Origin of the sequence: Serratia surfactantfaciens, from assembly GCF_001642805.2 — a bacterium.
GTDB classification, from domain to species: domain Bacteria; phylum Pseudomonadota; class Gammaproteobacteria; order Enterobacterales; family Enterobacteriaceae; genus Serratia; species Serratia surfactantfaciens.
This window is the reverse complement of the sequence record NZ_CP016948.1, coordinates 4,903,737-4,916,224: the sequence shown is the minus strand read 5'-3', so window position 1 is coordinate 4,916,224 and position 12,488 is coordinate 4,903,737. Positions and strand designations below refer to the sequence as shown.

Below are 12,488 nucleotides of genomic sequence, written 5' to 3'. Positions count from 1 at the left end.
GACCCTGGCCACCAAAACGGCATACGATGACCGACACCTCCCCCACTCCCTGGCACCTCTATATGCTGCGTTTGCCGAGCGGCATGCTGTATACCGGCATCACCACCGACGTGGCGCGCCGCCTGGCGCAGCATCAGGCCGGCAAAGGCGCCAAGGCGCTGCGCGGCAAAGGGGAGCTGACATTGGCGTTTCACTGCCAGGTGGGGGATCGCTCAACGGCGTTGAAGCTGGAATACCGCGTCAAACAGCTGAGCAAAATACAAAAAGAGCGGCTGGTGAATCACCCGCCGCTGTCGCTTGAGTATTTGTTGCCGGTGGTTAAAAGCGATTAAACGGCGCCGAAAAAGCCACTTCGCCGCTGACGCCATTCAGGGCGTCTTCCGCCAGCGGATACACCTGGAACGCGTTTTCCGTGCCCGGCCAGCGGCAGTTCAGGCCATAGGCGGCGGCCGGTTTAAAGCCGAAGCGGCCGTAGTAGGCCGGATCGCCCAGCACCACCACCGCGGCGTAGCTGAATTCGTTCAGCGAATCCAAGCCTTCGTACACCAGCTTTTCAGCCAGCCCCTGACGGCGCAGGCTTTCGTCTACCGCCAGCGGCGCCAGCGCCACCCATTGGCGATCTTCGCCGGCCACATCCACCGGACTGAACGCGGCGTAACCCACTACCCCGCCTTCGTCGTCAGTGGCGACCACGCCCAGCGTCAGCAGGCCGTCTTCGCGCAGCTGCTGCACCAGATCGGCTTCGTCGTCGCGGCCAAAGGCGCGGCGCAGCAAGGCGTCGATGCCCGCCGCGTCTACCGGGATCTCTACGCGGATCAGCATGATACCGCCACACGGGAAGCCGACGCCGTGCCCTCCTGCAGCCCTGCTTCGACAAAATCAGCCAACTGCAGCAACCCCATGCGCAGCGGCGCAGGCATGCTTTCCAGCTCGATGGCGTCCATCAAATTTTTCACATACAGGCCCAATTCGGTATCCCCTTCAATCTGCAGCCGACGCTGAAAGAACAGCGTATCCGGATCTTGCTTGCGCGCCGCGATCAGGATCAGATCGTTGGCGTCGCCGCTGAAGCTGACGTCCGCTTCGGCGTGCTGGCTGACTACCAGTTTGTCGTTTTCTACCGTCATAAACCAGTGTAGTGCCAGATCGCGAACTTCGATCTTCAACCAGCGCGATTCGAGAAATTCCAGATCGCCATCCGCCAACGCCTGGCGGAACTGCCAGCTCAGCACCTGCTGCAGCAGTTGGCGCTGCAGAGCGAACGGCGTGAATTTCAGCGGGACGCGCAGCAGCGACGGCCCCTGGCGCACAAGGCGTGCTCGTAGTTGTTCCAACACGGTCATCCACTCCTTTCAATACGGACTACCGCTATTTTGCCACACTGGCGCGCGGCTTCAGCGGTCTATATCAACAAATAGTGCATTTCACCGCCATGTTTATCAATACGCCATAAGCTGCCCCAAATCAAAACCTGTGTGTGCCCCTTTGCCTAAAATGGCCTCCCCAAATCGCGTTTGCCGGCGGAACACCGCCGTCGGCAACCTTTAAAGACAGCGTGCGCCCGGCCGGGCGTACGGCTAAGCCAGGATAAATCTATGGAGCTGCTTTGTCCCGCCGGCAACCTGCCGGCCCTGAAGGCCGCGGTGGATAACGGCGCCGACGCCGTTTACATCGGTCTGAAAGACGATACCAACGCGCGCCACTTCGCCGGCCTCAACTTCACCGAGAAAAAGCTGCAGGAAGCGGTTGATTACGTGCATCGCCACGGCCGCAAACTGCATATCGCCATCAACACCTTCGCCCATCCCGACGGCTACGCCCGCTGGCAGCGCGCGGTGGATATGGCGGCCCAACTGGGCGCCGACGCGCTGATTCTGGCGGATCTGGCGATGCTGGAATACGCCGCCCAGCGCTACCCGCTACTGGAGCGCCACGTTTCAGTGCAGGCTTCCGCCACCAACGAGGAAGCGATCCGTTTTTACCAGCGCAACTTCGAGGTGGGCCGGGTGGTGCTGCCACGCGTGCTGTCGATGCATCAGGTGAAACAGCTGGCGCGCACCAGCCCGGTGCCGCTGGAAGTGTTCGCCTTCGGCAGCCTGTGCATCATGGCCGAAGGACGCTGCTATCTCTCTTCCTACCTGACCGGCGAGTCGCCGAACACCGTCGGCGCCTGCTCGCCGGCTCGTTTCGTGCGCTGGCAGCAAACCCCTCAGGGCATGGAGTCGCGCCTGAACGACGTGCTGATCGATCGCTACCAGGATCATGAAAACGCCGGTTACCCGACGCTGTGCAAGGGCCGCTATCTGGTGGACGACGTGCGCTACCACGCGTTGGAAGAGCCCACCAGCCTCAATACGCTGGAGCTGCTGCCGGAGCTGCTGGCCGCCAACATCGCCTCGGTGAAGATCGAAGGCCGCCAGCGCAGCCCGGCTTACGTCAGCCAGGTGGCGCGCGTCTGGCGCCAGGCGATCGACCGTTGCCAGGCCAATCCCGCCGCCTACCGTGCCGACGCCGCCTGGATGGAGACGCTGGGCGCGATGTCCGAAGGCACCCAGACCACGCTGGGCGCCTATCACCGCAAATGGCAGTAGCCGGAGGAAACATGAAATACGCACTGGGGCCGGTACTCTACTACTGGCCGAAAACCGACATCGCGGCGTTCTATCAACAGGCGGCGGAGAGCAGCGCCGACATCATTTACCTCGGCGAGAGCGTCTGCACCAAACGGCGCGAGATGAAGGTCGGCGATTGGCTGGCGCTGGCGCGCGAAATCGCCCGCAGCGGCAAGCAGGTAGTGATCTCCACGCTGGCGCTGCTGCAGGCGCCGTCCGAGCTGAATGAGCTGAAACGCTATGTGGAGAACGGCGAGTTCCTGCTTGAAGCCAACGATCTGGGCGCGGTGAACATGGCAGCGGAACGCGGTTTGCCGTTCGTCGCCGGCCATGCGCTGAACTGCTACAACGCCTATACCCTACGCCTGCTGCGCCGCCAGGGCATGGTGCGCTGGTGCATGCCGGTCGAGCTGTCGCGCGACTGGCTGGCCAACCTGCTGACGCAGTGCGACGAGCTGGGCTTCCGCCACGATTTCGAGGTGGAGGTGCTGAGCTACGGCCATCTGCCGCTGGCCTATTCGGCGCGCTGCTTCACCGCCCGCTCGGAGAACCGCGGCAAGGACGAGTGCGAAACCTGCTGCATCAAATATCCGCAGGGCCGCATGATGCGTTCGCAGGAACAGCAGCAGGTGTTCGTGCTCAACGGCATCCAGACCATGAGCGGCTACTGCTACAACCTCGGCAACGAGCTGCCGAGCATGCAAGGGTTGGTGGACATCGTGCGGCTGTCGCCGCAGGGCGCCGAGACGCTGGCGCAAATCGACGCCTTCCGCGCCAATGAACGCGGCGAGCAGCCGCTGGCCTTGACCGACCACGCCGACTGCAACGGCTACTGGCGCCGGGTGGCGGGGTTGGAGTTGGTGTCTTAGCAAAGACAATGCCGGCAGCGGACGCTGCCGGCATGGTTTATTTATCAAGAGGAATGCGATTATTCCCACCGTGGAACCACTGGAATAAGCTTACCCCCATCAGACAGCAGCTTCTGATACCAAAATATGTGAAAACCGCAATGGCCGCATCTGCCAAATGTTCTCCGTATGAAATAATATGCAGTGAGGAGAAAGAAATAAGCAATATGCTCAATGTTAAGGCCACCATATTGCAAAGCAGGTTGACCAGACGTTTATTGGCCATCATTCTAACCTCTATTTTGATGCCCCAGAAACGACACTCACATCACCGGCGACACTGCCCATTAACACTATTGGCATTTTTATTGCCTCCCAAAGCACCATCGTTATTCTTATTGCTTCTTGCTGGGCTGTTATCTGCGCAAGAAACTGCCCCCATCAAGCCGCCGGCAACTGCCATGCCTATCATCCCTGGCGGGCCGCCGGAAAAACCGGTAAATGCGCCAATGATAATGCCCATTCCAACCTGATTGGCACAAGAGTTTGGTGCACCTCTGCTTGGGCTGTCACGATCGCCGCCGTTATGCCCATCGCCACAACCGCCAATCAGTTTCATCTCGTCAAATGTAAGCGTTCTTATTGTTGACATATTATTCCATCCTTTAAATAACACGTTACAGATAAAATTAACGCCGACCATTAATTCCCTAAATATATCGACAATTATAATTACCAAAGGAAAGATAAAAAATCAAAAAAAACCAGCAACCAACTAAACAAAACAAATTAAATACATCGATAATATGAAATAATAAAGGCGCCGAAAATGGCGCCTTTATTTATCCCCTACACTCGCCGCTTCCTGAACATCCCGCGCAGCGCCACGCTGTTGCGCAAGAAACCCACGCCGAAGCCCAGCAGGGTATAGACCACGCCGAGTATCAACATCATCACCACGTCGCCCCACACTTCGTTCAGCGACAGCCCCATCTGGTTGACGCCGGCGATCGCCTTGGTGCCCCAGGTGGAGGGAATGCTGTACGAGATGGCGCGCACCCAGGCCGGCATCGACTGCAGCGGCCAGATGGTGCCGGACAGATAGAAGATCGGCGTGGTGATGAACGCCAGCGTCAGGTAGATCATCTCGACGCTGCGCAGGCACTCGGTTACCAGCTTGCCCAGCCCCAATACCGCCAGCAGGAACGGGAAGGTCAGCAGCAGCAGTTCGGCGATGTTCGCCGTCTGCCGATAGCCCAAGACCCACGGCCACAGCACGAACAGCACGATCGACAGGAACAGCCAGATCGGCAGCAGCGCCGTCAGCCCGCCGAGGTGCGCCGCCAGCGGCGCCTTGCCGCCGGGCATGCTCTTCATGGCGATATTGACGCGGATACAGGCGATCAGCAGCGAGTGCTGCAACAGCATCACCAGCAGGCCGGGGAAGATGATCGCCGCAAAGCTGATGCCGGGGTTAAACACGTCCAGCGTTTGTCCCAGTATCGGCGTCAGCAATATCTGCGCCTGCCGTTCGCTGAAGCCACTGCGCAGCAGCAGCCCGTTGTTGTACTCCGTCAACAACTGCTGGTAGGCCGCCACCACGTCCTGTTGGATCTGGCCGTTAGCCAGGCGGTTGGTGGCGTCACCGTACATCGGCACCACGATGTTCTGCCCGCTGAGAATTTTCTTCTCCAGATCCACCGGCATGATGAGCACCGCAAACAGCTTGCGCCAGCCGAGATCGCGCTGCGCCTGCTCCAGGCTGTCGTAAGTTTCAATGGCGATCTTGGAGGTGGCGTCCAGTTGGCGGATCAGCTGGCGGCTGGCGGTGCTGTGATCCTGATCGATCACCCCCACCGGCAGATCCCACACCGTGCGGTTGGCGTACACCATGCTCATGATACACAGCGACAGGATCAGCATCAGCCACACCGGCCGCTCCAGCATGCCGAGCAGCACCTTAACGAAGGTTTGCCAATAAAGCTTCATCCGGCGTTCCCCTCTTTTGCCAGCCGCGCCGGCAGGCGGTTGCGCACCAGCAGCGCGGCCACCAGCGGATAGACCGCCAGCAGCGCGCACACGCTGAAGATGGCGCTAGCGTGCACCTGGCGCAGGAACACGTCGAACATCGCGTACAGCGCGTGGGTCAACGGTTCGATGTTGGAAATGATGCGCGCCGGCAGCGGCATCGACAGCTCAGGCACCGCCATGCCGGAGAAAGTCATTGCGATACTGACCAAAATACCGATCAGGCTGTACGCGGTGATGGTGCTGCCGGTAAAGGTATACAGCAGCAGGCCGATGCTCTGCGCCGCCATCACGTAGAACAGGCCGATCATCAGCATAAACAGCGGATTGCCGCTGACGCGGGCGTCAAAGATGCCCACCAGCGCCGCGATCTCCACCATCAGCAGGGTGGTGAAACACAGCGTGTAGGGCGCCAGCTTGCCGAGCAGCGCCAGGCTGAACGGCTTGGCCTGCAGCAGCGACTTGCTGCGCGCCAGCACGTAGATCATACAGGTCACCACGAACAGCTGCAGCAGGTGGATAGTGGCGGCGAACTGTTGGTAGTAGATATAGCTGCCGCTGGCGTTGAACAGGCTGCCGTAGGAGAGCGTCACGTCCGCCAGCGGCGGCAGCGATTTGCCCATCTCGGTGGCGATGATGCTGCGGGTGCTGGCGTTGATTTCGTTCATCAGGCCGCCGAAGTCCTGGGTGGAGTACAGCCCGGCGCCGTAGAACAGCGCGTTGTAGTACATCACCACGCTCGGCTGCTTGCCCGACAGCGCGTTGGCCTCAAAGTCCGGCGGGATGTACAGCAACGCGTAATCCTGTGCGCTGCGCAGGCGGTTCAGCGACTCCGGCAATCCGCCGCCGTAAGCCTCGACGTGGGCGTGCGAACCCGCATCCAGCCGGCGCGTCAGCGATTTGGACAGCGGGCTGTGATCGCTATCCACCACCGAGACCGGCAGATCGAGCAGCGTGCCTTCGGAGAAGTTGCTGCTGATCAGCACAAACAGGATCAGCGGAAAGATCCAGCTCAGCCAGTGCACCACCGGGCTGCGAAAGGCGACGCGGCACTCTTTGTCGAACGCGTGACTGAAGCAGCGCCAGCCGGCCCTTACTCTTTCCATTGCCATAAGGTGCTCATCCCCGGACGCAGGCCGTCCACCGGCTGTGACGGATACAGGCGCACTTCGAAGGTTTTCAGGTCGAAGTCGCCGGTGGCGCGGGTGGCGCGTTTAGTGGCGTAATCCCCCAGCGGCGCGATGTAGCGCACCTCGGTGTCGATCATTTTGTCCTTCAGCGCCGGCACCCGCAGCTTGACCTTGTCGCCTTTGCGCACGTGGGCCAGGATGTCTTCGCGCAGGTTAAACACGAAGTAAGCGTCCGGCACCCGGATCAGCGTCACCAGCGGGCTGCCGGCGTTCAGCAGTTCACCCACTTCGGCCGGGATCGGCCCCACTTCGCCATCCACCGGCGCTTTTACCTGCAGGTCGTCGGTCTGCGCCTGGATCTGCAGCAGGTTCTCTTCCGCCGCCCGCAGCGCCGCCGCATATTGTTGCCGCAGCTCGACGCGATCGCCGTTGATGCCTTCATCCAGATTGGCTTTGGCCGCCTGTACCTGTTGGAAGGCGGTGTCGCGCGCGCGGCGCGAAGCGTCCAGCTCGGACTTCGAGATATAGCCTTTGCCGGCCACGCTCAGGTTGCGATTGTAGTCATTTTGCGCATTGCGGTACTGCGCTTCGGCCTGCGCCAGGTTGGCGCGCAGGTTGCGGATACTCTCTTCACGGGTGCCGTTCAGCGACTGGTCGAGCTGCGCCTTGGCTTCGTCGCGCGTCGCCTGTGCGGAACGCAGTTGCGCTATCAGTTCAGGGCTGTCGAGCTGGATGATCAGCTGACCGCTTTTCACGTCGTCGCCGCGCTCAATCAGGCGTTCAACCACCCGGCCTTTCGCTTTGGAAGCGACGATCACTTCAGGCGCATCCACTTCACCCTGCAGCAACAAATCCTGGTTGTGCGCGCGGAACAGGATCGCCAATGCGATCGCCACCATCATCAGCAATAGGGTAAACAACGTCTTTTTTTTCATTATGTCAGTTCCCGGAACGGTAAGCGGCGGGCGAGTATCATCATTTCCATATTTCAAATTGCTCCAAAAAACACCATTGCTCTCATGAGGATATCACAAGCACATATCTCCTCTTTTATAACTATAAATTGGATTATGCTTTTAACACTAAAAAGCATCATTTTCGGCTTTTTGGTATGCAGACCTCTGCAATCGCCCTTTAAGCGATCCACTCTCTGATGGACGATGCCATGACTGAAAACACTGCCGTACCGCTGTCGGTACTGGATTTATCGCCAATCCCGCAAGGGGCCAAAGCGCGCGACGCTTTCCACTGTTCGCTGGATCTGGCGCAACACGCCGAACGCTGGGGCTACCAGCGCTACTGGCTGGCCGAGCACCACAACATGACCGGCATCGGCAGCGCCGCCACCTCGGTGCTGCTGGGCTATCTGGCCGCCGGCACCCAAAGCATTCGCCTCGGCTCCGGCGGCGTAATGCTGCCGAACCATGCGCCGCTGGTGATCGCCGAGCAGTTCGGCACGCTGGAATCGCTCTACCCCGGCCGCATCGATCTGGGGCTGGGCCGCGCGCCTGGCACCGATCAGCGCACCATGATGGCCTTGCGCCGCCACCTGTCCGGCGACGTGGATACCTTCCCGCGCGACGTGCAGGAACTGCAAAACTACTTCTGCGATGCGCAGCCCGGCCAGCCGGTGCAGGCGGTGCCGGGCCAGGGGCTGCATGTGCCGCTCTGGCTGCTCGGCTCCAGCCTCTACAGCGCGCAGCTGGCGGCACAGCTCGGCCTGCCGTTCGCCTTCGCTTCGCACTTCGCCCCGGATATGCTGTTCCAGGCGCTGCAGCTGTACCGCGAGAACTTCAAACCCTCCAAACAGCTGGCGCAACCGCACGCCATGGTGTGCGTCAACGTGATCGCCGCCGACAGCGACCGCGACGCGCGCTTCCTGTTCAGCTCGATGCAACAGCAGTTCATCAATCTGCGCCGCGGTTCGCCCGGCCCGCTGCCGCCGCCAGTGGATAACATCCACGCGCTGTGGACCGCAGGTGAGCAATACGGCGTCGAGCAGGCGCTGCGGATGTCGATCGTCGGCGACGAAAATACGGTGCGCCACGGGCTGCAAACGCTGCTGCGTGAAACCGATGCTGACGAGATCATGGTCAACGGCCAGATTTTCGATCATCAGGCGCGGCTGCGTTCGTTCGAGATTGTCGCCGGGGTAAAAGGCGACATCGTGAAGGGCTAAAAAGCGAAAAGGCGGTGGAAACCCCACCGCCTTGGCGTTAACGCTGAATCAGATAGCGGATGGTCGGCCCATCCTGCTGAATATCCAGCACCTTGTAGCCGTGGTTACGCGCATCGAGCGGGATGTTGTTGATCGACTGCGGGCAATCGCTGATCACCTCCAGGATCTCCCCCGGCTTCAACTGCGGCATCGCCTCCAGCGTCGCCACCGCCGGGTACGGGCAAGGCTCGCCCAGCATGTCCAGCCGGTAGTCCGGCACTATCGTCGTCTCTTTCATGGCATGCTCCTCAAATTCACCACCTGCGCCTCAGGCCGGGCGCGGAAAAAGCGTTTCTCCCACCACAGCATGGCGGCGAAGGCCAGCGCCAGCAGCAGGTAAGTCACCAGCAGGCCGCCGATCGGGCCGAAGGTATCGAGCAGGTTAATCTTGTCATAGTCGGTCGCCAGCGCCGGCGCCAGGTCGTCCCAGTAATAGGCCAGCAGCGTAGCGCCGATGATGTTGCCCAGCCCCACCCACCAGTAGTGCACCTGCCCTTCCACGGCGCGGTACATCCAGCCGGTCTCGCAACCGCCGGCCAGCACGATGCCGAAGCCGAACAGCAAACCGCCGAGCACCGCATTCGGGCCGGCCCACATGATCTTCGGCGCCACGCCCAGCTGCACATAGCTGAAGATACCGATGGCGCTCACCGCCATGCCGATGATGATGGCTTTCGCCATGTGGGTGCGCCCGGTGATCCACAGATCGCGGAACGCCGAAGTGAAGCAGATCTGCGCGCGCTCGATCAGCAGGCCAAAGCCGATGCCGAACAGCATGGCGATGCCGAGCTTCGGCGCATCGAACAGCGTCCACAGCGACCAGGCCACCGCCAGGCCGAAGATCGCCATGCCCAGCCGGAAACGGCGACGCGCCTGCTCAGGCTTCTGCGTCAGCGGCGCGGCGGCCTTCACCTTTTGCAACTTGATCGGAATGCGGAACATCGGCAGCAGCGTAAATTTGGCGCCGAAGTAGGAGCCGGCGGCGGTCGCCAGCGCGAAGAACCAGGCGTGCAACGAGAACTGCGGAATGCCGGTGAAAAACGCCGCCAGGTTGCAGCCCATCGCCAGGCGTGCGCCGAAACCGGCGATGATGCCGCCCAGCAGCGCCTGCACGATGCGAATGCGGTGCTGCGGCTGACGCAGTTTGATGTTGTTGGCCCATAGCGCGGCGGCGATACAGCCGGCGAACATGCCGATGATCATCCGCCCGTCGATGCGCTCCAGCGGCGTGCCCTGCAGGCCGATGACCTTGAAATAGCCCCACTGCTCGGGGTGCAGGCCGAACCACTGCAGCACATGGCCGCCCCAGCGGGTGAACTCGCCGGTCACCGCCCAGAAGGTGCCGGTCATGCCGAAGTAGTAGGTAGAAAGGATCCCGGCGGCGATCACCGCCGGCAGCGGCGCCCAAAAGCGCACCAGGTATTGAGATTTAAACTGCTGCCAACTCATGGCATCTCCCGTGCATATCATCCGTAAGAAAAAACCTTATGAATGATACGCCATTCAGGGGCGTTTGACGGCAACTTTCAGGCATAAAAAAACCAGCCCGCAGGCTGGTTTTTCAGAGCGCTTCACCGCGAACGGCGAATCAGCGATTACGCGTCGCCGAAACGACGACGTGGTGCTGCCGGTGCGCCGTCATCACGGCGTGGCGCCGGCTTGCCGTCACGGTTGTAGTTACCGCCACGACGCTCGCCGCCGTTACCGCCTTCACGACGTTCGCCGAAGGAGCGACGCGGGCCGCCTTCGCGACGTTCGCCGTTGAACGGACGACCGTTGCCGCGACGCTCGCCACCGTTGCCACCGTCACGACGCTCGCGACGTTCGAACGGCTGTGCATCGCCCAGCAGCTGCATGTTCATCGGCTTGTTCAGGATGCGAGTGCGAGTGAAGTGATTCAGGATCTCGCCCGGCATGCCTTTTGGCAGCTCGATGGTGGAGTGGGAAGCGAACAGCTTGATGTTACCGATGTAACGGCTGCTGATGTCGCCTTCGTTAGCGATGGCGCCAACGATGTGACGAACTTCAACGCCATCGTCACGGCCCACTTCGATGCGGTACAGCTGCATCTCGCCAACGTCACGACGTTCGCGACGCGGACGATCGCCATCACGGCTGTCACGACGGTCGCCACGATCACCGCGACGATCGTCACGGTCGTTGAACTCGCGGCGCTGACGCGGCTTGAAGACCGGATCCGGCGGCAGGATCAGCGGACGTTCGCCCTGTGCCATTTTCAGCAGCGCTGCGGCCAGAGTTTCCATATCCAGCTCTTCTTCCGGCTGCAGTTTGGTCAGCAGTGCGCGGTACAGGTCCAGATCGCTGCTTTCCAGCTGCTGCTGAACTTTCGCGGCGAACTTGGCCAGACGACGCTCGCCCAGCAGTTCTGCGTTTGGCAGCTCTACTTCAGGGATGGTCAGCTTCATGGTGCGTTCGATGTTGCGCAGCAGGCGGCGTTCGCGGTTTTCCACGAACAGCAGCGCGCGGCCGGCGCGGCCCGCACGACCGGTACGGCCGATACGGTGAACGTAAGACTCGGAGTCCATCGGGATGTCGTAGTTGACAACCAGGCTGATGCGCTCAACGTCCAGGCCACGGGCCGCAACGTCGGTCGCGATCAGGATATCCAGACGACCGTCTTTCAGACGCTCCAGAGTCTGCTCACGCAGCGCCTGGTTCATGTCGCCGTTCAGCGCGGCGCTGCTGTAACCGCTGCGCTCCAGCGCTTCGGCCACTTCCAGGGTCGCATTCTTGGTACGAACGAAGATGATCGCCGCGTCAAAGTCTTCGGCTTCCAGGAAACGCACCAGCGCTTCGTTTTTACGCATGCCGTAGACCGACCAGTAGCTCTGGCTGATGTCCGGACGGGTGGTCACGCTGGACTGGATGCGCACTTCCTGCGGCTCTTTCATGAAGCGGCGGGTGATGCGACGGATCGCTTCCGGCATGGTGGCGGAGAACAGCGCGGTCTGATGTTCAGCCGGGATCTCAGCCATGATGGTTTCTACGTCTTCGATAAAGCCCATGCGCAGCATTTCGTCGGCTTCATCCAGCACCAGGCCGCTCAGGTTAGAGAGGTTCAGGGTGCCGCGTTTCAGGTGGTCCAGCAGACGGCCTGGGGTACCCACAACGATTTGCGGGCCCTGGCGCAGAGCGCGCAGCTGCACGTCGTAACGCTGGCCGCCGTACAGGGCTACCACGTTGACGCCGTTCATGTGTTTGGAGAAATCGGTCATCGCTTCAGCAACCTGAACCGCCAGTTCGCGGGTCGGTGCCAGCACCAGGATCTGAGGTGCTTTCAGGTCTGCCTGCAGGTTGTGCAGCAGCGGCAGCGAGAACGCTGCGGTTTTACCACTACCGGTCTGTGCCATGCCCAGCACGTCGCGGCCGTTCAACAGGTGAGGAATACACTCAGCCTGGATCGGAGATGGTTTTTCATAGCCCAGATCGTTCAGGGCGGAAATGATTGGAGCAGACAGCCCCAGATCAGCAAAAGAGGTTTCAAACTCAGTCGTCATGTACACGTGCCTCATTAATAATGGCAGCCAGTCTACATAACTCGTCGAGAAAATTTTCAGTCATTTTCATTGAAAAGTGTGAACCGGCTCAAATTAGATTATAAAACGAACAAAAAAGCCCTCGCCCGTTAAGG

General features: G+C 60.7%; 15 protein-coding genes. 4 read left to right on the top strand and 11 right to left on the bottom strand.

Translation table 11 applies throughout. From position 1 onward, the window contains the following. Positions 1-26: 26 nt before the first annotated feature. Positions 27-332, top strand: coding sequence for a GIY-YIG nuclease family protein (locus tag ATE40_RS22950; RefSeq protein ID WP_139291246.1), 306 nt, complete (start codon positions 27-29; stop codon positions 330-332). Here the strand turns inward: ATE40_RS22950 and ATE40_RS22945 are convergent. Both ATE40_RS22945 and ubiT read right to left on the bottom strand, forming a co-directional pair. Then, on the bottom strand, positions 319-822 hold the full coding sequence (locus ATE40_RS22945; protein ID WP_063918031.1) for a GNAT family N-acetyltransferase: 504 nt from the start codon (positions 820-822) through the stop codon (positions 319-321). The two genes, ATE40_RS22950 and ATE40_RS22945, sit on opposite strands and share 14 nt — an antisense overlap. After that, positions 816-1,337 (bottom strand): ubiquinone anaerobic biosynthesis accessory factor UbiT, encoded by a 522-nt coding sequence (gene ubiT, locus ATE40_RS22940; protein WP_025159594.1) that lies wholly within the window; start codon positions 1,335-1,337, stop codon positions 816-818. Before ubiT ends, ATE40_RS22945 begins: the two co-directional genes overlap by 7 nt. 258 nt (positions 1,338-1,595) lie before the next feature. Between ubiT and ubiU the strand changes: the two genes are divergently transcribed. After that, a complete protein-coding gene (gene ubiU / locus ATE40_RS22935; protein WP_063918030.1) occupies positions 1,596-2,591 on the top strand; it encodes a ubiquinone anaerobic biosynthesis protein UbiU in 996 nt (331 codons plus the stop codon). A gap of 11 nt (positions 2,592-2,602) precedes the next feature. Next, a complete protein-coding gene (locus ATE40_RS22930; protein WP_063918029.1) occupies positions 2,603-3,481 on the top strand; it encodes a U32 family peptidase in 879 nt (292 codons plus the stop codon). Positions 3,482-3,518: 37 nt separating this feature from the next. On the opposite strand, the gene ATE40_RS24840 is transcribed toward ATE40_RS22930, so the two are convergent. From ATE40_RS24840 to ATE40_RS22915, 5 genes are all read right to left on the bottom strand, one after another. Beyond that, a complete protein-coding gene (locus ATE40_RS24840; RefSeq protein WP_154747200.1) occupies positions 3,519-3,749 on the bottom strand; it encodes a hypothetical protein in 231 nt (76 codons plus the stop codon). Positions 3,750-3,788: 39 nt separating this feature from the next. After that, entirely contained in the window at positions 3,789-4,163 is a 375-nt protein-coding gene (locus ATE40_RS24835) for a hypothetical protein (protein ID WP_156785446.1), read from the bottom strand. 146 nt (positions 4,164-4,309) lie between these two features. Continuing rightward, positions 4,310-5,449, bottom strand: a complete 1,140-nt coding sequence (locus tag ATE40_RS22925) for an ABC transporter permease (protein ID WP_063918028.1) — start codon at positions 5,447-5,449, stop codon at positions 4,310-4,312. Then, on the bottom strand, positions 5,446-6,600 hold the full coding sequence (locus ATE40_RS22920) for an ABC transporter permease (protein ID WP_025159593.1): 1,155 nt from the start codon (positions 6,598-6,600) through the stop codon (positions 5,446-5,448). The genes ATE40_RS22925 and ATE40_RS22920 overlap by 4 nt, the downstream gene beginning before the upstream one ends. Beyond that, positions 6,582-7,553, bottom strand: a complete 972-nt coding sequence (locus ATE40_RS22915; protein WP_019453332.1) for an HlyD family secretion protein — start codon at positions 7,551-7,553, stop codon at positions 6,582-6,584. The genes ATE40_RS22920 and ATE40_RS22915 overlap by 19 nt, the downstream gene beginning before the upstream one ends. A 230-nt stretch (positions 7,554-7,783) precedes the next feature. On the opposite strand from ATE40_RS22915, the gene ATE40_RS22910 reads away from it, so the two are divergent. Beyond that, positions 7,784-8,797, top strand: a complete 1,014-nt coding sequence (locus ATE40_RS22910; protein WP_175565696.1) for a luciferase-like monooxygenase — start codon at positions 7,784-7,786, stop codon at positions 8,795-8,797. A gap of 37 nt (positions 8,798-8,834) precedes the next feature. On the opposite strand, the gene yedF is transcribed toward ATE40_RS22910, so the two are convergent. From yedF to yrbN, 4 genes are all read right to left on the bottom strand, one after another. Continuing rightward, positions 8,835-9,074: a sulfurtransferase-like selenium metabolism protein YedF gene (yedF, locus tag ATE40_RS22905; protein WP_004933486.1), complete on the bottom strand. Its 240-nt coding sequence runs from the start codon at positions 9,072-9,074 to the stop codon at positions 8,835-8,837. Continuing rightward, positions 9,071-10,285: a selenium metabolism membrane protein YedE/FdhT gene (yedE, locus tag ATE40_RS22900; RefSeq protein WP_019453334.1), complete on the bottom strand. Its 1,215-nt coding sequence runs from the start codon at positions 10,283-10,285 to the stop codon at positions 9,071-9,073. Before yedE ends, yedF begins: the two co-directional genes overlap by 4 nt. A gap of 146 nt (positions 10,286-10,431) precedes the next feature. Further along, on the bottom strand, positions 10,432-12,354 hold the full coding sequence (locus tag ATE40_RS22895) for a DEAD/DEAH family ATP-dependent RNA helicase (protein WP_004933492.1): 1,923 nt from the start codon (positions 12,352-12,354) through the stop codon (positions 10,432-10,434). Next, a complete protein-coding gene (gene yrbN, locus ATE40_RS25075; RefSeq protein WP_223182019.1) occupies positions 12,344-12,418 on the bottom strand; it encodes a protein YrbN in 75 nt (24 codons plus the stop codon). Before yrbN ends, ATE40_RS22895 begins: the two co-directional genes overlap by 11 nt. Positions 12,419-12,488 lie beyond the last annotated feature (70 nt).